Annotated in this window: 21 protein-coding genes and 1 pseudogene; 14 read left to right on the plus strand and 8 right to left on the minus strand. The window is 44.1% G+C overall.

Annotation, left to right across the window (positions count from 1 at the left end; genetic code table 11):
• The first annotated feature begins 16 nt into the window (after window positions 1-16).
• Window positions 17-1,387: a group II intron reverse transcriptase/maturase gene (gene ltrA, locus JJQ88_RS12830; RefSeq protein ID WP_210366326.1), complete on the plus strand. Its 1,371-nt coding sequence runs from the start codon at window positions 17-19 to the stop codon at window positions 1,385-1,387.
• Here the strand turns inward: ltrA and JJQ88_RS12835 are convergent.
• Window positions 1,365-1,688, minus strand: coding sequence for a hypothetical protein (locus JJQ88_RS12835; protein WP_210366328.1), 324 nt, complete (start codon window positions 1,686-1,688; stop codon window positions 1,365-1,367). The two genes, ltrA and JJQ88_RS12835, sit on opposite strands and share 23 nt — an antisense overlap.
• 219 nt (window positions 1,689-1,907) lie before the next feature.
• Between JJQ88_RS12835 and JJQ88_RS12840 the strand changes: the two genes are divergently transcribed.
• Window positions 1,908-2,786: an NAD(P)-dependent oxidoreductase gene (locus JJQ88_RS12840; RefSeq protein ID WP_210366331.1), complete on the plus strand. Its 879-nt coding sequence runs from the start codon at window positions 1,908-1,910 to the stop codon at window positions 2,784-2,786.
• Window positions 2,787-2,936: 150 nt separating this feature from the next.
• Here the strand turns inward: JJQ88_RS12840 and JJQ88_RS21270 are convergent.
• Both JJQ88_RS21270 and JJQ88_RS12845 read right to left on the minus strand, forming a co-directional pair.
• A pseudogene (locus tag JJQ88_RS21270) lies at window positions 2,937-3,104 on the minus strand (IS5/IS1182 family transposase); the annotation flags it as partial.
• A 167-nt stretch (window positions 3,105-3,271) separates the two neighbouring features.
• A complete protein-coding gene (locus JJQ88_RS12845) occupies window positions 3,272-4,432 on the minus strand; it encodes an aminotransferase A (RefSeq protein ID WP_210366334.1) in 1,161 nt (386 codons plus the stop codon).
• Window positions 4,433-4,697: 265 nt separating this feature from the next.
• On the opposite strand from JJQ88_RS12845, the gene JJQ88_RS12850 reads away from it, so the two are divergent.
• Complete coding sequence (locus tag JJQ88_RS12850) at window positions 4,698-5,600, plus strand: chemotaxis protein (protein WP_210366336.1); 903 nt, start codon at window positions 4,698-4,700, stop codon at window positions 5,598-5,600.
• A gap of 271 nt (window positions 5,601-5,871) precedes the next feature.
• On the opposite strand, the gene JJQ88_RS12855 is transcribed toward JJQ88_RS12850, so the two are convergent.
• The 4 genes from JJQ88_RS12855 to JJQ88_RS12870 all read right to left on the minus strand — a co-directional run bounded on the left by JJQ88_RS12855 (window position 5,872) and on the right by JJQ88_RS12870 (window position 9,042).
• Entirely contained in the window at window positions 5,872-6,339 is a 468-nt protein-coding gene (locus tag JJQ88_RS12855) for a YkyB family protein (RefSeq protein ID WP_210366338.1), read from the minus strand.
• A gap of 97 nt (window positions 6,340-6,436) precedes the next feature.
• Window positions 6,437-6,934, minus strand: coding sequence for a L,D-transpeptidase family protein (locus JJQ88_RS12860; protein WP_210366340.1), 498 nt, complete (start codon window positions 6,932-6,934; stop codon window positions 6,437-6,439).
• 116 nt (window positions 6,935-7,050) lie between these two features.
• Entirely contained in the window at window positions 7,051-7,935 is an 885-nt protein-coding gene (locus tag JJQ88_RS12865) for a metallophosphoesterase (protein WP_210366342.1), read from the minus strand.
• Window positions 7,936-8,277: 342 nt separating this feature from the next.
• Window positions 8,278-9,042, minus strand: coding sequence for a C39 family peptidase (locus JJQ88_RS12870; RefSeq protein WP_210366343.1), 765 nt, complete (start codon window positions 9,040-9,042; stop codon window positions 8,278-8,280).
• Window positions 9,043-9,210: 168 nt separating this feature from the next.
• On the opposite strand from JJQ88_RS12870, the gene JJQ88_RS12875 reads away from it, so the two are divergent.
• From JJQ88_RS12875 to JJQ88_RS12885, 3 genes are all read left to right on the plus strand, one after another.
• Window positions 9,211-10,428: an EAL domain-containing protein gene (locus JJQ88_RS12875; protein ID WP_210366345.1), complete on the plus strand. Its 1,218-nt coding sequence runs from the start codon at window positions 9,211-9,213 to the stop codon at window positions 10,426-10,428.
• 76 nt (window positions 10,429-10,504) lie between these two features.
• Entirely contained in the window at window positions 10,505-10,747 is a 243-nt protein-coding gene (locus JJQ88_RS12880; RefSeq protein WP_210366347.1) for a hypothetical protein, read from the plus strand.
• A 233-nt stretch (window positions 10,748-10,980) separates the two neighbouring features.
• Entirely contained in the window at window positions 10,981-11,649 is a 669-nt protein-coding gene (locus tag JJQ88_RS12885; RefSeq protein WP_210366349.1) for a DUF3993 domain-containing protein, read from the plus strand.
• A 452-nt stretch (window positions 11,650-12,101) separates the two neighbouring features.
• On the opposite strand, the gene JJQ88_RS12895 is transcribed toward JJQ88_RS12885, so the two are convergent.
• Window positions 12,102-13,067, minus strand: coding sequence for an MBL fold metallo-hydrolase (locus tag JJQ88_RS12895; RefSeq protein ID WP_210366351.1), 966 nt, complete (start codon window positions 13,065-13,067; stop codon window positions 12,102-12,104).
• Window positions 13,068-13,253: 186 nt separating this feature from the next.
• On the opposite strand from JJQ88_RS12895, the gene JJQ88_RS12900 reads away from it, so the two are divergent.
• The 8 genes from JJQ88_RS12900 to JJQ88_RS12935 all read left to right on the plus strand — a co-directional run bounded on the left by JJQ88_RS12900 (window position 13,254) and on the right by JJQ88_RS12935 (window position 20,240).
• The gene (locus JJQ88_RS12900; RefSeq protein ID WP_210366353.1) at window positions 13,254-13,490 is read left to right on the plus strand and encodes a YkuJ family protein; all 237 of its coding nucleotides are present in this window, start codon (window positions 13,254-13,256) and stop codon (window positions 13,488-13,490) included.
• 122 nt (window positions 13,491-13,612) lie between these two features.
• On the plus strand, window positions 13,613-14,059 hold the full coding sequence (gene cbpB / locus JJQ88_RS12905) for a cyclic-di-AMP-binding protein CbpB (protein WP_210366361.1): 447 nt from the start codon (window positions 13,613-13,615) through the stop codon (window positions 14,057-14,059).
• 58 nt (window positions 14,060-14,117) lie between these two features.
• Complete coding sequence (locus JJQ88_RS12910) at window positions 14,118-15,641, plus strand: MDR family MFS transporter (protein ID WP_210366363.1); 1,524 nt, start codon at window positions 14,118-14,120, stop codon at window positions 15,639-15,641.
• Window positions 15,642-15,710: 69 nt separating this feature from the next.
• Window positions 15,711-16,604 (plus strand): LysR family transcriptional regulator, encoded by an 894-nt coding sequence (locus JJQ88_RS12915; protein ID WP_210366365.1) that lies wholly within the window; start codon window positions 15,711-15,713, stop codon window positions 16,602-16,604.
• Between the two features lie 145 nt (window positions 16,605-16,749).
• Window positions 16,750-17,460: a 2,3,4,5-tetrahydropyridine-2,6-dicarboxylate N-acetyltransferase gene (dapD, locus tag JJQ88_RS12920; RefSeq protein ID WP_210366367.1), complete on the plus strand. Its 711-nt coding sequence runs from the start codon at window positions 16,750-16,752 to the stop codon at window positions 17,458-17,460.
• Between the two features lie 55 nt (window positions 17,461-17,515).
• On the plus strand, window positions 17,516-18,649 hold the full coding sequence (locus tag JJQ88_RS12925) for an N-acetyldiaminopimelate deacetylase (protein WP_210366369.1): 1,134 nt from the start codon (window positions 17,516-17,518) through the stop codon (window positions 18,647-18,649).
• Window positions 18,650-18,947: 298 nt separating this feature from the next.
• Entirely contained in the window at window positions 18,948-19,490 is a 543-nt protein-coding gene (locus JJQ88_RS12930; protein WP_210366372.1) for a peroxiredoxin, read from the plus strand.
• 294 nt (window positions 19,491-19,784) lie between these two features.
• Entirely contained in the window at window positions 19,785-20,240 is a 456-nt protein-coding gene (locus tag JJQ88_RS12935) for a TlpA family protein disulfide reductase (RefSeq protein ID WP_210366374.1), read from the plus strand.
• Window positions 20,241-20,360 lie beyond the last annotated feature (120 nt).

Consider the following 20,360-nt stretch of genomic DNA (forward strand, 5'->3'; position numbering starts at 1 on the left):
ATGACATGGGACCAATATGGAAACTAATGAAAGTTTAATTCGGAGAATTATAAGCCCGGGAAACCTAAACCTAGCCTTTTTGAAGGTTAAAAGGAATAAAGGAGTAGCTGGTGTCGATGCGAAAGATATAGAAGCTACCCGCCTTCATCTTAAAGAGCACGGACAGGAGCTCATCAGGCTTATACAGGACGGAAAATACAAGCCCCAACCGGTAAGAAGAATCGAAATTCCCAAACCAGATGGCGGGAAGAGAAAACTAGGAATCCCAACTGTAACAGACCGTGTTTTCCAACAGGCGATGGTTCAAGTCCTAACCCCTATATTTGATAGACAATTTAGCCATTATAGTTACGGCTTCAGACCGAACAAGAGCGCACATCAAGCTATCGAACAGGCTAGGTCATATATTGAAGATGGGTATCAATTTGTGGTGGACATCGACCTGGAGAAATTCTTTGATAAAGTAAACCATGATAAACTCATGTCCCTAATTTCCAAAACAATAGGGGACAAACCCACCTTAAAGCTAATCCGAAGGTATTTACAAGCAGGAATTATGGAGAACGGGTTAATTACGGTTAATAAAGAAGGGGCCCCACAAGGAGGTCCGTTAAGCCCTCTCCTTAGTAACATCATGTTAAACGAACTGGATAAGGAACTTGAAAAGCGTGGACACAGATTCGTCCGTTACGCGGATGATTGCAATATCTACGTTAAGAGTCAAAAAGCTGGTGAACGGGTTAAAGAAGGTATCACGGACTTTATCGAGAGAAAGTTAAAATTGAAGGTGAACGAGGAGAAAAGTGCAGTGGGAAAGCCATCGGCACGTATATTCTTAGGGATGAGTTTTTACTCTTCGAACAACAAAACCCGAATATACGTGCCGAAGAAGTCGAAAAAGAGACTGGAGGAAAAGCTTAAAAGGTTAACCAATCGCAATTGGGGAATTGCCATGGAATACCGAATCCTTAAAATCAACCAACTAATCCAGGGATGGGGAAATTACTTCAAAGTGGCTGATATCAAGAGGTATGCAGAAAAGATAGATGGGCATATCAGGAGAAGGCTACGTGCTTGTCGCTGGAAAGAATGGAAGAAAACCAGGACTAAATTCAGGAATCTGATTAGATTAGGAATTAAGAGATATAAAGCCTGGCAATATGCGAACTCCCGTAAGGGATACTGGAGAAATTCAAAGAGTCCTGCCTTGGACCAAGCCATGAATAATAAATACTGGCTTCAGCAAGGATTAAAACAATTAACAACATTATTTCATAAACTTTCGAACCGCCGTCTACCGAACGGTACGTACGGTGGTGTGAGAGGTCGGGGGTTAATCACCCCCTCCTACTCGATTCGGTTTATTAAAAATCCATATGGTTTATAACTCCCTGGTCACAAAAACTTTGACATGACAGGAAAAGCGCAGACTGATTATTGATTGAGAACTTTGAATGGGTCATCCATTCCATCGGCAATCCATAATTGAGCGACGCATATATCACTATGTATAGAGTATTGCCATCTGGATAATGATTGTGGATATATCCATCATCCGTTATTTCTGTCCAAATGTGATCAGGATTCACAATCCTGAAACTTGCAATCAGGTCTGTTATCGAACCGGCGATTCTGCCATCAACCTTAACGCAGTGACCGCCTTCGGGAAAAAACGCAATATGGTTCATAAGCTGTTCCTCATTGCCTGATGATCGTCTCAACACGACGGCTTCTGTCAAATACATATATTTTTTTATGATCCATCCCCTTTATTAAAAGAAAATGATGCAGAGGCAAGTGTATAGAAACCTTGTCAGTGTTTTACTTGCAATGGTGAAATCCATTTAATTGTGGTTCCATTTTAGTGTTAAAATGAAATCATCAACGTAAAGAAAGAGGGCGTACATATGTTATCAAAGGAAGAAACGGTGATTGGGTTCATTGGGACAGGCGTGATGGGTCAGAGCATGGCACAGCATTTCCTTGATGCCGGTTATCAGCTGACTGTCTATACTAGGACTAAATCAAAAGCGCAGCAGCTGCTTGACAATGGAGCGGTCTGGTCAGCCTCCGTCAGGCAGGTTGCGGAAAAAGCAGATGTCATTTTTACGATAGTAGGTTATCCTTCAGATGTCGAAGAGGTATACCTCGGCAAGGAAGGACTGATTGAAAATGGAAAAAAAGGCAGTTATGTGATTGACATGACTACTTCGACTCCTTCCCTGGCAAAAAAAATTTATCTTGAAGCTAAGGAAAAAGAGATCGCAGCCCTTGATGCACCAGTTTCAGGAGGAGATATCGGGGCGCGTGAAGCCAGGCTGGCCATCATGGTCGGCGGGGAAAGAGAGGCGTTCCTGCATGTCGAACCATTGCTGAATATCCTTGGAACTAATATTGTCTATCAAGGAGAAGCAGGGGCAGGACAGCACACAAAGATGGCCAACCAGATTGCCATTGCCTCTAATATGATCGGCGTATGCGAAGCCGTCATTTATGCCGAGAAAGCTGGCCTTGATCCTGAAGAGGTTTTGAAGACGATAACGACCGGTGCAGCCGGAAGCTGGTCTCTTTCAAATCTCGCGCCGCGGATGATAAACGGAGACTACGAACCGGGTTTTTATATCAAGCATTTCATCAAGGATATGAAAATCGCCCTTGATGAAGCAAAAAAGATGGAAATGGAGGTTCCCGGACTCTCTTTGGCATTTTCGATGTATGAGAAACTGGCCGAAAGAGGAGAAGAAAACAGCGGGACACAGGCGCTTTATAAATATTGGAAACAGTAAATTGAAAAGCCGCTCTCATTCAAGAGGCTACTGAAAATCTGCTGTTTTTTTAGGTTTTCTTGATCACCAAAACGAAAAAAAGGCCGGGGTTTTTCCATATTATTGGAATACTTCCGGCCTTTTTTGTTTCAGTTCCCTTATTAAGCTATTTTAACCCAGCCGTCTTAGTATCCGTTTTAGCTTGATCGTAAAAATGGCCGGGACGCCTAGCAATTCCGTGCCTATAATACCTGTGGATGTGGCTGCAACATACTCGCGTCTGTGTTTTAATTCGCTATTCTTCGCCTCAATCTTATAGCAATCCCCAGACTTCTCCTTAGATAGAGCTGTTTTCCATCTTTCTTCTCTCCAGTCATGATGACAGCCGCGGCAATGATCCGTTCCTGAATAGGCGGCTAATGAAATAGAATGAACGGCTTTTTTGTTGTTCTGATTGACCCACTTCCATCCTATTCGTTCGCCATTCTATTCCTATGTTAGGAAAACTAACTTTTAGCAAGGCTGTTTCTCAAAAAACCTTCCAGCCGGTCAAGACCTTCCTTCAAGGTATCCAGCGAATAGGCATAGGATAATCGGAAGTACCCTTCGCCAAAGTCAGAAAAGGCACTCCCCGGAACTACAGCTAGACCAGCTTTGTCGACAAGTTCCATCGCGAAGTCAAAGGATCGGAGGCCATCGCGAGGGATCTTGACAAAGAAATAAAAAGCGCCGTCAGGCTTGATGGCATCAAGGCCCATTGCGATAAGCCTGTCATAAACATACTCCCGTCTCCTGGCATATTCCTTTTTCATCGGCTCAGCATCATCGATTCCTGCGGTCAGTGCTTCCAGTGCTGCCATCTGGGAGATGGAGGTCGCACATGTAACATTGTACTGATGGACCTTCAGGATATGCTTTGCTAGGTAATCAGGCGCGAAAAGCATCCCGATCCTCCAGCCTGTCATGGAATGTGACTTGGAGAGCCCATTGATGACAACCGTTTGTTCCTTGAGGAACTGTGCAATGGAAACATGCTGCTGTCCATAGACAAGTTCACTGTAAATTTCATCTGCGAGCACAAAGATGTCCTTGTCCTTGAGCAGGGTTGCGATCTCCCTGAGTTCTTCTTCTGTCAAGCTGACCCCGGTCGGATTTGATGGATATGGAAGGACAATGCACCTTGTCTTTTCCGTAATCAGGCTTTCAATCAAACCGGCAGTCATTTTGAAATCCGTGTTCCGGATATCGGCATGGACAGGTTTTGCGCCGCACAACTTGATGATCGGTTCGTACCCTGGATAAACCGGTCCGGGAAGGATGACTTCACTTCCTTCATCGAGGATGGTCCTGAAGGCAATGTCGATTGCTTCGCTTGCGCCAACGGTAATGATGGTTTCACTGTCCGCTGAATATCGGATATTGTATCTTTTATTGTAAAAATCCGCTGCCGCCTGCCGCAATTCCAGCAAGCCGGCATTGTGGGTATATGTAGTGATATCTGAATCAATCGCGTCCTTTCCAGCTTCCTTGACATGGATTGGAGTAGGGAAGTCCGGCTGGCCGATCGTCAAGGAAACCATGTCTTCAATATCTGCTACCATATTAAAAAATTTCCTGATTCCGGAAATCTCGATATCTTTAACTCTTTTGTTTATTAAATGCTCCACGTTTTTCATCCCTCCGCTAGAATAAGTCTATTTTAACATGTCCGCAAGAAAAGGTGGAAGTTTGCAACTTAAGGAGGGAGAAGGTAAAGCACGAGACAATAAAACGAAGGGGAAAAACAAGCTGGCGGTTGGCCAGCTTGCTTACTTAGCTTGAAATTCAATTAAACAGTGGCATGCCGCAGCCGATAATAGGGATAATGAATATTTTATAAAAAGCAAGGTGTCAGCTGGAGAACGCCCTGTTTTTAGTGGAAGGAAGAGTTTAATGAGTAAGAATCAGATATTAATGGAGTCTGGAACGAATGAGCTAGAGATTGTCGAATTTGGTGTCGGCAAGAATAAATTTGGCATAAACGTAATGAAGGTAAAAGAAATCCTCAATCCCGCGCTGGTCGTTGCCGTCCCCCACGCTCATCCATATATTGAAGGAATCATGGAACTAAGGGGGGAGGTCTTGCCGGTGATTAATGTCGCGACTGCCCTTCAGCTGCCTCCTTCAATCCATCCCGAGCAGGATAAGTTCATCGTGGCGGAGTTCAATCAGCAAAAAACAGTATTCCATGTGCATGCTGTTTCGCAAATCCATCGGATTTCATGGGAACAGATTGAGAAACCGTCTGATATGTACCAGGGTGCAGAAAGCATGGTTCTCGGGGTGATTAAATTAGGAGGGGATATGATCCTGTTCCTGGATTTCGAAAAGCTCCTTCTCGAGATCAATCCGGATTCCGGCATCAAAATAAGTGACGTAAAGAAAATGGGGCCCCGGGAGCGCTCTGAAAAAAGAATCGTTATTGCAGAAGACTCGCCTATGTTGAGAAAGCTTCTTAATGATACTTTGCAGGAAGCGGGATTCCAAACTCTTGAGTTCTTTGAAAATGGGCAGGATGCGCTGGACTATCTCGAACAGACCAAAACGGATGAAGGGGATCCATGCTCGAATGTCCAGTTGGTGATTACGGACATTGAAATGCCACAAATGGACGGCCTCCATTTAACAAGGCGGATAAAGGAGAATGAGGTTCTTTCGAAGCTGCCTGTCATTTTATTTTCATCGCTGATCACAGACGAACTATATCATAAAGGAATGACAGTAGGGGCAGATGCACAGATTAGCAAGCCAAATATCGATGAATTGGTGTCCAAGATCGATCAACTGATTTTATAGACGCAAACGGCATTTATGCAGTTTGCCAAAGGGATCATATTCCTGTTGAAGCGCTTCCTGGACTTGGATCCTGCAGTGCCTGCACGAGGGAAACGGGATGTGATGAGCCGTCCCCATTTCGTGGCCATCAGTCAACCTTGCCGGCCAATCCTACTAAAAGCCTTGATGAAAATGGAAGAAAAAAGAAAGGTGGCTATCCGGCTTCCTTTTTATTAAGGGGAGAAACGTTGTTCGTTTTCGCGTTTCTCCTTGTTCAAGTGGCCGCAAGGTCTTAATAGCGTTCACCCAGTCTTTTGAATATCGGTTTTGTATACGGTCTTGCTTTTCCAGCTGGGGATTTTTCCTGAGGTTCTTTCAAGCCGGTGTATTCTGAAAGTAATTTTTTTGATGCAGTCAGGGAGAGAGAAGCCTTCGGGTTCCTTACAGACTGGTCCAATTTTCCCAGATGGGGCAGCTCCTCGAAATCACTCTTAGTCGGGGGAATATGAAAAGTGTATTCACCGACAACGACAAGCACATCAGATTGCTGCTGGCTGAGCTTCGGATTATTTGAAAAATGCAATCCCTTTTTCTTTGCTTTCCCTTCATGAAGCAATTTTTTAATCGCATCATGTTTTAGCTTGTAGAGGTACTTTGGATTTGGCGCTGTTTTGGCATGACGGTTCACAATGAAGATGGCTTGTGAGAGGTTCTCGATTGTTGTCTGGTATCGGGGAAGTTTGTTCCGTTGATTAGTCAATGGATTAAGCTCCTTTCTTTGTGACTATCGTCCATATTATCATTATACCCTTAATATAGAGAATTGAAAAATGGAAGCCTATCCAATCATTTGGGAATCATGGCCGGATGGATACTCTTGTCCCATTGGGAACCATCCGGGCAAGCTCCAGTACATCCCGATTGTACATTCTTATGCACCCTTTTGAGACTTGTTTGCCAATCGAGGAAGGGTTGTTTGTTCCGTGGATGCCGTACCCCCGCTTTGAAAGTGACAGCCACAAGACTCCAAAGGGACCGCCTGGATTTGGTTCCCTGTTGACAATGACGAAATTTCCCACTGGTGTCTGGGTAAGCATTTTTCCTATGCCAACAGAATATGTCTTTACTGGGATACCTGATTTATATAGGGTCAATCTTCTGTTTCTCAATGAAACGGAAATAGAATATGGAATGGAAGAAGGGTCAGGAAGACCGGGAATGGTAATCCGCTGGCCGGGAAATATCAATCCAGGATGAATGATCCGCGGGTTTGCCGCAAGGATTTGCTTCAGGCTCCGCCGATAGGCCGCCGCGATCATCGATAATGTTTCGCCTTTTTTTACAATATGCTGCATGGATATTCCTCCTCTTTCCCAGCATATGCAAAAAAGGATCTTGCGTTTCAAGGATCCCATGATCCAGTGGAAATGGCACAGGGGGAATACTTGAAGCGAACGAGCAGTCAAAAGAATTAACTTCTTGTTCCATTATCATGATGCAGGGTGAACAATGCCAGTTCAGGCTGGGATAAAAACCGGTACGGCAGCCTTGTGGTCCCCAGTCCGCGATTCACGTACAAGGATAGTTCATTTTCAGTGCCGACAGTGTAAAATCCTTCAACGAATTTTTCGGCGTAAGGAGGCGTAACCAAAGGTCCATAAAATGGAATTTGAATTTGGCCACCATGGCTGTGCCCACTCAATTGCAATCCGATTGGATAGGAAGCAGCTGTTTCTGCAAGGTCAGGCGCGTGGGAAAGCAGGATGGTATAGCCATTTTCAGGAATACCAGCCATTGCAGACGCGATATCTGGCTTCCCGAGCATCGCATCATCAATACCGGCGATCCAGAGACTGCTTCCGTCAAGAAGCTCAATCCGTTCGGAGCCGTTGACGAGCAGCGTGAAACCTGCCTGTTCCATTAATTGTCTATATAGGTTGGAACCATAGCCTCCATGGTCATGATTCCCATAGACAGCATATTTCCCAAATGGCGCTTTTAGCTTGTCAAGGGCAGATACAATCCTCTGCCCTTCTTTAAATTCGAGAGGATCATCGAGCAAATCACCGGTAAACACAATCATATCAGGATTCAAGTCATTCATTTTCCCAATCAGCAATTCAAGCTGTTCCAGCCTGTATTGGAAACCAATATGCGTATCGCTGAACTGGACGATCTTGAATCCGTCAAAGCCAACTGGCAAGCCTGTTCCATTGAATTCATGTCTCGTAATGTCAAGCATCCCAGGTTCAATCTCCCTGGCATAATAATATCCTCCAGTACATGCTCCTGCGATTGCAAGGAGACTGCCGAATATTCTTTTTAAAAATGTCCTCCGTGTCAATTTATCAAACATGCGTTTATACCAACCTATTTTGGAATTTCTCTATCATACTAGCAAACAAAGAGTGAAAATAGAAGTGCCATTTTAGGGAAGCTCAAGAAGGAGTCGCAGGATCAAATGTATGGTCCATCCATTCGTGAAGGAGAAGGGAGGAAAGGGAGGCAAATTGATGGAGAAATAAGCATGAAAGTACAAAAGCTGGGAGGTGGAATTGATTTTTGACATTTTTGGACTAGGGAAGATAGCATTCCAATGGGGAAATGTTAATTGCCCACAATGCAAAGGCAATTGAAGCCCTTTGCGATTCTATTGATGGCAGATGGGGGCAGAAACGCCCCCATCCTGGTAAAAGGTCTATCTATAGCTAACTGCTCTTGATTGCATTACTTTCCACGTTTGGATGAATTGCTGCTTGTTCACTCCGACTTGTTTCTTCCCTGATAAAGGGTCATTCACGAATACTTTGTTGTCCTCATGACCCACTAGAACAACAACGTGCAAGTCAAGTGGTGATTTTATGACTTCCTTTCCATGCGTCCATGACTCAGGACGGTCAGGCAGCCTGTAATCCCCGGTTGTCCAAATGACGACTGGAAATCCCTTGGACACATGTACAAGAATTTCATTGAAATCCTTGCCAGTTAAGTTCACTGCTCTTCCAGGAAGGTATTGGTCGATCAGTTCAATCATCGGCTGATCGAAGACAGCGTAACCTGGTTGTTTTCCAGTCATGTCCCCTACAAATCCATCCGTTGGGTCGCCCCAGCTGAGTATATCTCCTTGTGGGGATCTCCTTAACGGATCTTCATCTTTCTTGATTTCCTTGTAGAGCTTCATTTTATCTGTGGTGGCTCCGGCATAGTTCAATACCATTGCCAGGCTGGTTACTTCACAGCCATATTTCAACTCTGGATTTTGCCTGATCAACGGTACATCCAAAAGGATTTTCTTGCCAATGGGCTTGACGGCATCCTTTTTATCTGTGTGTTGTGCTGATTGATGGATCCGGGCTGTCGGTTTTGTATCTGCCTGTTGTGTCTGCGCTGCATTGTCGGCGGGCGTGCCATGGCTGCATCCGAGCAATGGAAGAAGAATGCCAATGAAATGCCATGCTTTCATGTCATCATCCTTCCATTAAGCTCTAGTCTTAGTTTCTGTTTTCGGATCGATTTTATATCATGAGGAAAATGGAAAAAGGATTCCCGAGATAATGCCGACATATGATAAAATCATTGTTAATGAATACAGGAGCACATTTAGCGATGATTGCGAAGGGGGACGATTTTGATGGACGCACTGGACATTTTGGCTGACCTGGATCATGTAAGTCCACATTTCCAGCCCATTTTCAATGCGGAAGAACATAAGATCATTGGATATGAAATTTTGGGAAGATACAGGAAAGGAAATGAAGTCTTTAGTTTAGGACCGTTTTTCAAGGATGAACAAATACCCGAGGAATTCAGGATGGAAGTTGACCAGGCTGTCCTTGATAAAGCCCTTGAGAAGGCGGCCCAGCTTAATGATCAGGAGCTTCTTTGGTTTGTTAATCGTGATCTTGAGCTGCTCATGTTAGATAATGGGGAGCAATTTATCCAGCACATCCTTCGGTATAAAGAAAGAGGCTTGCAGCCTGAACAGATCGTCCTTGAAATTTCTGAATGGAAATCCGAAACGGAAAATGGCAGTTTTGAACATTTAATCCAGTATTTCAAATCCTACGGGATAAAACTTGCCGTCGACACCGCAGGAAATGCCAGCAACCAGGCTGAACAGATTGTCAGGCTTTCTCCGGAAATCCTCAAGATCGATATGTCATTCATGAGGACGAATTCAACTGGTACTGCCTACCTTGATATTTTGCACTCCATGTCGATCCTCGCAAGGAAAATCGGAGCAACCCTGTTATTTGAACGTATTGAAACACCTTTCCAGCTTCAGTTTGCCTGGAAAAATGGCGGGCGCTATTATCAAGGGTTTTATTTGCATAAGCCTGGTGAAGTATTCCTGGATAAGAACATCCTGAAAGAAAGGTTCAAAAAGGAATGCCATGGTTTTATCCTTTCCGAAAAGAAACGACTGCAGTCATTTTTTGATTTGAAGCAGGAGTTGAATACTTTCATATCGGACATCGTGGGAAAAATAAAAAAACAGCAGGATGAAAATGAATTCTTGATGGCATTGGCCAAGCCCTTGGAAGAGATGGCATTCAGGATGTACATCTGTGATGAGGATGGTTTCCAGAAATCCGCCAATATTTTCAAGGAGAAAGAAGATTGGATTCTTCAGCCCGAATACGAGGAAAAGAACTGGAGCTGGCGTCCATATTTCCTGGAGAATATCATCAGGATGAGAGTCGGAAAAAAAGGCATTATATCGGATCGCTACAGTGATATAGAAACTGGAGAAATGATCAGGACTTTTTCACTGCCGCTTAGTGACGATCGGTACCTGTTTGTAGATTTATGCTCCTCTTACCTCTATAAAAAAGAAGGATTATTTTAACAGGCGATTGAAAGTATAGGATGTTGCATTAAGTGCAGTTTATATAAAAACAGCCTTCTAACAAAGGGGGATCAAAATGGGCACCTATATGTCAATGCTTCTTATTCTAGGCGCAGGAGTAGTGGTCATCTCACTTTTTTACACCTGGTCAATCGCAAAGGAACAAAAGAAGAGAACCAGCAATTTAGATTCCAGCATCCCTGCTGAAGTCAAGGAGCATGCGTATATCCGAAATCCGGTTTTTCTCACTTACATCATTGTCATTTCAATTGCTTTATTATTTATTGTCTATTTCGCGGTGACAACTGCAAGGTATTGACCTCCATTTTGGAGGTTATTTTTTTGTCGGAAATAATGGAAGGATATTGAAATTATGCCAATTGAATTTACAATTATTGCGTTTTCTACGTTAATTCGATTCTTTTACGGGTAAATTTAAATATAAAGTGGAACATCATGTCATTCGCTGGTGGAATTTTTCGAACGGTTTTCCGTTAAGTTCAGGGAAAGTCTTGGTAAAATAGTGATTATTAGTCGAAAAGGGGGAGGAAAATGGACAAGCAATCATGGCTATCCACGTTATTTTTCTCACTGCTCATATTAGTCATGCCATTCACTGTGAATGCGCAATCAAACCTAAATGAAAGGGATCAGGTATTCGAGCTCCTTGAAGGAGCCTTCCAAGCCCAGGTCAGCCTTAGTGAACAGGAAAGGACAATGGCCGAGGTAGAAGCTGTGCTGGAGCCTTATTTTACAAATGAATACAAAAAACTGTTCATCAAGGAAAATGTCGTGGGGCAGGAAGGCAAGTATCAAACTTACGGAACGGATTTCGCTCCATACTATATTCCTTATTATGGATTTTCTGATAAAACAAAAGTAGTTGCCAAAGGGAAAGAAATTTATGTTGTTGAGTATTTCCCTGGGAACACAGAAGGACCTGTAGGTTATGAAAGCCATTACGAAGGGCTGAAATTGATAAAGGACCAAGGAAAATGGAAAGTGGCACAGTATCTGTACAATGACATACCTAAAGAAGTAATCAACAAAGCATATCCTGAAAAGGCCGAGGGGCAAAAAAGCTCCGCAGCGCAGCAAGGAAAGGCATTCATCCCGCAAACCATTGTGTTTGGCCCATCGTTTGGCTTAATGCAATCATTTGCAGGATTCGATGTAACATTCGGAAACGAAAATAAAACGATTCTTTTTGGATTCATGTAAAAAACAACTAGGAGCCAGCGCGCAGATGCAAAGGATTTCAAACGTACGGGCGCCTGGGACAGTTTCATCAATTCAAACAATCATTTCGCTAAAAGGTGCTTCAAGGCACCTTTTTTCGTTGCGGATGAAGTACCCCCATTAATTATCGCATACCTGGCACTGAATCCCCTCAACCATATGGTTAATCAGAAAAGGACTTACGCCTCGGCTCATTTTTCTTATTGGTCAATGCCCAAAGCGCGTTTAAGCTTCTCAAGATCAAAGCCTGCTATGATCTCTTCATCAATAATGATGGTTGGTGTGGAGTAAGAACCATATATTTCTGTCAGGTCCCTTTTGCTCTGGCTGTCAAGGTCGATATTTTTTTCCGAATAAGAAAATCCATACTGCAAGGAACATTTTTACAATCTGGCAAGGCGGACATTCATTTTGCGTATATACGATGATTTCTTTCATTTGGTGGTTCCCTCCTGTTGCTTTCGAAAGTAATCTGCAAGCCCCATTGCGCTCACGTTCACATCGAGCTGGAGCAATTCGAAAATAGGGTCATCCTCTTTTATCCCCTTCTCGATTAATTGCAGCTTAATCTTATCATACAGCCTCCCGGCAATCGTTCCTGCTTGATCCGCTCTGTCGGTCTGACTTTTGATGACGGACTCCGCCTCAACCAGGAAGGTACGAAGCCAGTTCTCCACCTGACTGAAGGCTTCAACGGGATTTTCTGACATACCATAATGGCCGAAATAAATCCTCTCGATGCCTAGATGCTTGAAGCGTGAAATCGAACCCATCATCTCCCCGGGGTCGAATTGATTCGGGGATGTAGTCGGCAAATAAAACTCGATTCCCTGCCTGTATAACTGAGGATAAAAAATGCCAGCAGTATCACCAGTGAAAATGCCCTTCGTGGGTGGGTGATATACGCTGAAATGATGGTTGGCATGACCGGGTGTATCGAGGAATTGCAAGGTTGTGTTCTCTCCGATGGTCAATATGTCACCATCTTCCTTGATCATGATTTTCTCTTCAGGGACAGGGATGATTGGTTTGAATAACTCGTCGAATTTATCCCCATACACCGCCCTCGCGCCTTGTATCAGCCTTGAAGGGTTTGCTAGATGCCTTGCCCCTTTAGGATGGACAACGATCTTAGCGTTTGGGCAGTACTCCAGTATCAGCCCTGCTCCTCCGGCATGATCCAGGTGGATATGCGTCACGATGATGTATTCGACATCCTCTGGGGAGATGGCTAGGGAATCCAGGCCATCCAATATGTATGGAATGGATGGGCTGGCCGATGTTTCAACAAGGGTGATTTTCTCTTCAAACAGCACATACGTACCAGTTCGTTCAGGCAATTTTAAATCAAAATCGTCAATCAGGAAGACTTTTTCAGAAAGCTTCACAGGTTTTTTCAAAAAAAAAACACTCCTTTTAACAAAGCTTTTACTTGTACATCTCCAAACAATATTTTATTCTGTTAATATTGACATGTAAAGAATTATTAGTTGAATATTCAGAAATTTGTTTACATGGATATAAATTGGCCAAATGAGAAACCTATTGTCAATCATTGGTTTTTTGCTTTGAAAGGAGAGGGAGCAATGTCACAGCTTCAAGGAATTATCACCCGTTTAAAGAATCTGCAAGAGCAGTCTAATGGAGGAGAGCCTGCGCAGCGCTTTTTTGAAGTGAATGGAGAGCGTAAATGCCAGGTTACATACCATCCAAAAACAGAAACATATGAATTGGAAGTATACAATGACAAAGAAAAGCCAAAAAAGTATCAATTCGATAATATCGATATGATCACAATCGAGATATTTGATTTGATCCAATAATGCCCGGGAACCTTTTTGGTTCCTTTTTTGCTACATCGGAAATTGGAAACGAATTCAAGGCGCCTCATTGCCAATTATGTTAAAATGGAATCGTAATAAATCCATTTTAGGGAGTTTTCGCAATGATTAGTCTTCACAGCGGAGAATTTTTAGAAATTACCATTAGGGATTTGATGATCCCATCGGAACGTGTCGCCCATGTGCAGGTCGGGAACAGTCTGGAGCACGCCTTGCTTGTTTTGACGAAGAGTGGTTATACGGCAATACCTGTACTGGACCCACATTACCGTTTGCATGGCCTGATCAGTACCCCGATTATCATGGACTCGATTCTTGGCCTTGAGCGGATTGAATTTGAACAGCTTGAAAAAAAACGGGTTGAAGAAGCGATGAATAAGAAAATTCCTAGAATCACAACCAGCTCAACAATTCAATCATCATTGGATCTGCTAGTGGATCATCCATTCCTATGCATTGAAGATGAATCAGGAATTTTCGAGGGAATCCTTACAAGAAGGACAGTTTTGCTTCAACTGGCCAAACAAGTAAGAAGGCATAATAAAAAATGAAATCAAACAGCTCCCAAAAATGGGGGCTGAATTTTTTCATACTGCAAGAGGTGAATATATGGGACACGCGGCAAATCAAAAACAAAGCGGGCATAAACGGGTTACGAAACGTCCTCTTGTGCTGGCAACTGTTATGCTGGCAACATTCATGGGTGCAATTGAAGCAACGATTGTTTCTACTGCTATGCCGGCGATTGTCGGCGATCTAGGTGGTTTCTCTTTATATAGCTGGGTGTTTTCAGCTTATTTGTTGATGAATGCCGTAACGGTACTCATCTATGGGAAGTTATCTGATTTGTTTGGCAGAAAGCCCATTCTTACTTTTGGTATCATCGTATTCCTGATTGGCTCTATTTTGTGCGGGTTTGCAGAAAATATGGAGATGCTGGTTTTATTCAGGTTTATCCAGGGATTCGGCGCAGGGGCCGTTATGCCGATCGCTTCGACGATTGTAGGGGATATCTATACAAAAGAAGAAAGGGCAAAGGTACAGGGGTATTTAGCCAGTGTTTGGGGAATCTCTGCGATTACCGGTCCGGCACTCGGCGGCCTGCTGGTCGAATATGTAAGCTGGAGATATGTTTTCTGGATCAATGTTCCGCTTGGCTTCCTTGCTGTCGCAGGCCTTTGGCTATTCCTCCACGAACGCGTTGACAAAAAGAAACACAAGATTGATTTTCCAGGAGCGGTCCTGCTGACTCTTTCTATCAGTTCCTTGATGGTCGTCCTCGTGGAAGGCGGTGTGAACTGGTCCTGGTCTTCCGGGAAAACGATTGGTCTTCTTGCGATAAGCGTCCTAGGGTTCATTTTGTTCTATTTCCAGGAAAAACGAGCTGCAGAACCAATCATGCCTTTCAATATCTGGAGTGAACGCTCCATATTCATCGCGAATATGACTTCGATGACAACCGGTGTGATGCTGATTGGGATTTCCAGCTTCCTTCCTGCTTTTGTGCAAGGCGTCATGGAACGCTCACCGATGGTAGCTGGCTTTACCCTGACCGCCATGTCGATTGGCTGGCCGATTGCATCTACCATTTCTGGAAGTCTATTATTAAAGATTGGTTACCGCACCACTTCTATTATTGGTGGAGGGGCGCTGATCCTTGGAAGCATCCTGTTTGTTACCCTCACCCCTGAAGCAGGACCTGTTTGGGCTGCCCTTGGTTCATTCTTCGTCGGAGTTGGGATGGGGTTGACGAGCACCGCCTTCATTGTTTCCATCCAGAGCACTGTTGGCTGGCAACAAAGAGGGGTGGCTACTGCATCCAACATGTTCATGCGAAACCTTGGCAATACAGTGGGTGCAGCACTTCTGGGAGGAATCCTTAACAGCAGCATCCTCCGCTATATGAAAGCGAAAGGGACCGGCGGCGAAGAATTATCGATCGATGCAGCGAATGTTCTTTTAAACGAGTCAGAGAGGATGGACCTGTCTGCAGGAATGAAGACACTCCTTCAGGATGCCTTAACGAATGCGCTCCATTCCGTATATATCGTTGTCTTGATCTTTTCGCTAATCAGCCTGCTGTTCATACTGTTCCTGCCTAAACGCGAAGGGAAGGCCCAATCATCTTCTTGATTAGCCATAATGAAATATGTTGGCTAATTGGATATAATATAACTAAAACTTATCAAGAGGGTTAGAATAATGTCATCCATTTCAGAATTTCATCTTCTATCCGTGCTAGCCCAGGAGATGAACATGCGCAAGGCCGCTGAAAGGCTGTTCGTCTCCCAGCCAGCGCTCTCCCAAAGGCTCCAGACGATTGAGAAAGATTGGGGGGTGAAGCTTTTCCTCAGGTCGCAAAAAGGTCTGACGCTAACGCCAGCCGGCGAAGTTGTGATCCAATTCGTAAATGAAACGATCAGGAGGGAGGAAAAGACGAGGGAGTCCATCCAGGCATTGAATTCAGAAGTGTACGGTACTTTGAAAATTGCCGTGGCATCGATCGTGGGCCAAAACTGGCTTCCAAAGGTGCTTAAAAAATATGTAAACCGATATCCTCAGGCGAAAATTTCGTTAGTGACCGGGTGGAGCAGCGAGATTTCAAGAGCCTTGTACGAAGATCAGGCGCATATCGGCATCATAAGAGGCACTCCGGATTGGAAGGGCGTCAAAATCCATTTGTTCAAGGATAGCCTGTACCTCGTCGATACAGAAATCACGAGTCCTGAACAAGTGCTGGAGACGGATCGGCCGTTCATCCAATTCAAGAGCGATTCCAATTATTATCAGGAAATCCAGGATTGGTGGCTGAGACAATTCCAGACTGCCCCGAGGAGGACTATCATTGTCGATCAAATCGAGACATGCAAGCAAATGACATTCAATGGGATTGGTTATGCAATCTTGCCTGCCATCACTTTGAATGGTGCTGAAAAGGATATTTTCAAAATCCCTTTGCTGGATGAGAATGAGAAACCTTTAAAACGGGATACATGGCTCCTTGGGTATGAATCCGCCTTCCAGTTGAAGCAGGTTCAGGCATTCATCGAGATTGTCAAGGAGCATATCGAGGAAACAGGCAAACTGGAAGAATAGTTTTCCTTGTACTAAAAACTTTAATTTGTTAAAGTAATTTTTAGCATAGGCCTTCCATGAATCTCTTCGATTCCTGACTGGCCGCCTCATGGCTCTGCCGATGGGATGGAGCCTGGCTATAATACATATTATTGGAGGTCATAAAATGAAAATGATGGATGCCAATGAAATCATATCTTTTATCCAGAACAGCAAAAAAGCAACACCTGTAAAGGTATACGTAAAAGGGGATCTTGAAGGCGTGGACTTTGGCGAAGGGTCACAATCATTCATTAGCGGGAAGGCTGGTGTCGTATTTGGGGAATGGGCTGAAATCAGTCAAGTCCTCGAAGCGAACAAAGACAGGATTGAAGATTACTCAATCGAAAATGACCGAAGGAATTCAGCGATCCCGCTGTTGGATTTGAAGAGCGTCAAAGCTCGCATTGAACCGGGTGCAATCATCAGGGATCAGGTCGAAATCGGTGACAACGCGGTCATCATGATGGGGGCTTCGATCAATATCGGAGCTGTCATAGGGGAAGGCACAATGATCGACATGAATGTAGTCCTTGGCGGCCGTGCGACAGTCGGCAAGAATTGCCATATTGGCGCAGGCGCTGTGCTAGCGGGTGTAATTGAACCTCCTTCAGCAAAACCGGTAATGGTTGAGGATGAAGTAGTAATCGGCGCGAACGCGGTTGTTCTTGAGGGTGTGACAATCGGCAAGGGGTCAGTCGTTGCTGCTGGGGCAATCGTTATCGATGATGTGCCTCCATATACTGTTGTTGCTGGTACACCGGCACGCGTCATCAAACAAATCGATGAAAAGACAAAGTCGAAGACTGAAATCAAGCAAGAGCTTCGCCAGCTATAACAGAGAGAAAGCGTGGACCTGGAATCCGCGCTTTCTTTATAGGGGAGAGATGATGATGGGGCATGAAAAAATCATAAGGGCAAGAAGAGACCTGCATAAAATCCCGGAACTTGGCTTCAGGGAGTACAAAACACAGGCTTACCTGCTTGAATTCCTGGGTCATCTTCCAGGCGGCCGGCTTGATATCCGGACATGGAAAACTGGTATATTCGTAAAAATAAGCGGGAAAAATCCCCGCAAGACGATTGGGTACCGTGCGGATATCGACGGGCTGCCAATTACAGAAGCAACGGGGCTTGAGTTCAAATCGATCCATGAGGGGAAAATGCATGCATGTGGACATGATTTTCATATGAGTATTGCCCTCGGAGTAATTGAACACTTTGCCTACCATGAAATAGATGATGACCTGGTATTCATATTCCAGCCAGCCGAAGAAGGCCCAGGGGGTGCGGAGCCCATGCTGAATACCGATATCATGAAGGAATGGAAGCCAGATATGATCATTGCCCTGCATATAGGTCCTGAATATCCGGTCGGCACGATTGCCACAAGAGAAGGGTTGCTGTTCGCCAACACGTCCGAATTGTTCGTCGACCTTGAGGGAAAAGGCGGCCATGCAGCGTACCCCCATCTGACAAATGACATGGTTGTCGCTGCTTGTGCCCTTGTTACGCAGCTGCAGTCCATTGTAGCCAGAAATGTCGACCCGCTGGATAGCGCGGTAGTGACGATCGGGAAAATCACTGGAGGGACCGTCCAGAATATTATTGCCGAAACTGCTAGGATTGAAGGGACAATCAGGACACTTTCAGTGGAATCGATGGCCAGGGTTAAGGAAAGAATTGAAGCGCTGGTAAAAGGCATCGAATTCGGCTACCAGTGCAAAACCTCGATTGACTATGGAGCAATGTATCATCAGGTATACAATTACGGGCCGCTTACAAGGGAATTTATCGATTTTGCCAAAGCATACGGGAAAATCAATCTCATTGAATGCAGGGAGGCAATGACTGGTGAGGATTTCGGCTATATGATTAAAGATATCCCCGGGTTCATGTTCTGGCTTGGTGTCGATTCTGGTTACGGCCTGCACCATGCAAAATTGAATCCGGATGAAAAAGCTATCGGTAAAGCGATCGAATTCCTGAGTGATTATATCACTTTTAAAAGCAGGCAGCCTCTGTGAACAGCTGAAGTTCCGGTTTTAGGCTTATCATTTTGTCCTTAAAAGAAAACATGTTAAACTATTATATGGAAAAGTTTTTTTGAAATAGTCTGTAATTAATGGTTTGCTGTTTAAATTCCCCATCGATAGGGCAAAACATTCAGGTGAAGAAAAGTCGTTTAAGGTTATAATGATTATTAAATTAAAATAATTATAATCTTGGATTGACTATAAACTAATGATCTGTTATATTGGGATCATAGGGTTAAGAGACGCCAAGGCGTCTAAAAATAATAAAATGTTTATGGAGGGATTTTACATGCCAGAACGTATGGTAGGCAAGCAAGCGCCACGTTTCGAAATGGATGCAGTACTAGCTAACAAGGAATTCGGGAAAGTAAGCCTTGAAGAAATCATGAAAAATGACAAATGGACAGTGCTTTTCTTCTATCCAATGGACTTCACATTCGTTTGCCCAACAGAAATCACTGCTATGTCTGACCGCTACGAAGAGTTTGAAGATCTTGATACAGAAGTGATCGGGGTTTCGACTGATACCATCCATACACACCTTGCATGGATCAAGACAGACCGTAAAGATAATGGTCTGGGCGATTTAAAGTATCCATTGGCAGCGGATACCAACCATGTTGTTTCCCGTGAGTACGGTGTTTTAATCGAAGAAGAAGGTGTCGCTCTTCGCGGCTTGTTCATCATAAATCCAGAAGGCGAGCTTATGTATTCTGTTGTGAACCACAACAACATCGGCCGTGACGTTGATGAGACATTGCGTGTCCTTCAGGCGCTCCAGACCGGCGGCCTATGCCCGGCAAACTGGAAGCCAGGACAAGCTACTTTGTAATCATTGACTTTGCGCTAAGGAACCTATAAAAGGCCTAACAACTGTTAGGTCTTTTTCTGCCATTATAAGGAACCTATCCGATGTTTTTTCAGGTGCAAAGCATTACTGGGGACTCCGCCCAAACCATACTTTGCTTGCCGTGTATGTGCGGATTAGACCATACTGTAATGCAGCCCGCACGCGGACGATTCCCCCGAAGAACTTCCCGATCAACCGGAACAAGAAAAACAACGGATGGGAATTAATAGGAAAGTCTAAGACAGTCAAAAATAAATGAGAATAGAGGGATGCTAAATGAGACTTCGTGAACCGATGCCTGAATTGACAGGTGCTACTGAATGGCTGAACGGTGAGGTAACAAGAGAGCAGCTAGTTGGGGAAAAGCCAACTTTGATCCACTTTTGGTCAATCAGCTGCCACCTTTGTAAAGAGGCCATGCCGCAGGTGAATGAATTCAGGGATCAATACAAGGATAAATTAAATGTCGTCGCGGTCCATATGCCAAGGTCAGAAGATGATTTGAATGTTGAGGAGATCAAGAAGGTTGCCAATGAATTCAGCATCTCCCAGCCAATTTTCGTTGACAGTGAGCATAAATTGACCGATGCCTTTGAAAATCAATATGTACCTGCTTATTATGTTTTTGACAAAGAAGGGAAGCTAAGGCACTTCCAGGCTGGCGGAAGCGGCATGAAGATGCTTGAAAAGCGGGTTAACCGCGTACTTGACGAGATTGAAAAGGCAGAATAATACCAAGAGGAGCCGGTGAATGATCCGGCTCCTTTTTTTAGAATTTGATTTCTGATTATTTAGACAAGAATAAAAAGAAAGATAATTATAAAAAATGCTGGAAAAACATTTCGAAAGCCG

Source organism: Bacillus sp. REN3, from assembly GCF_017912555.1.
Classification (GTDB): domain Bacteria; phylum Bacillota; class Bacilli; order Bacillales; family Cytobacillaceae; genus Mesobacillus.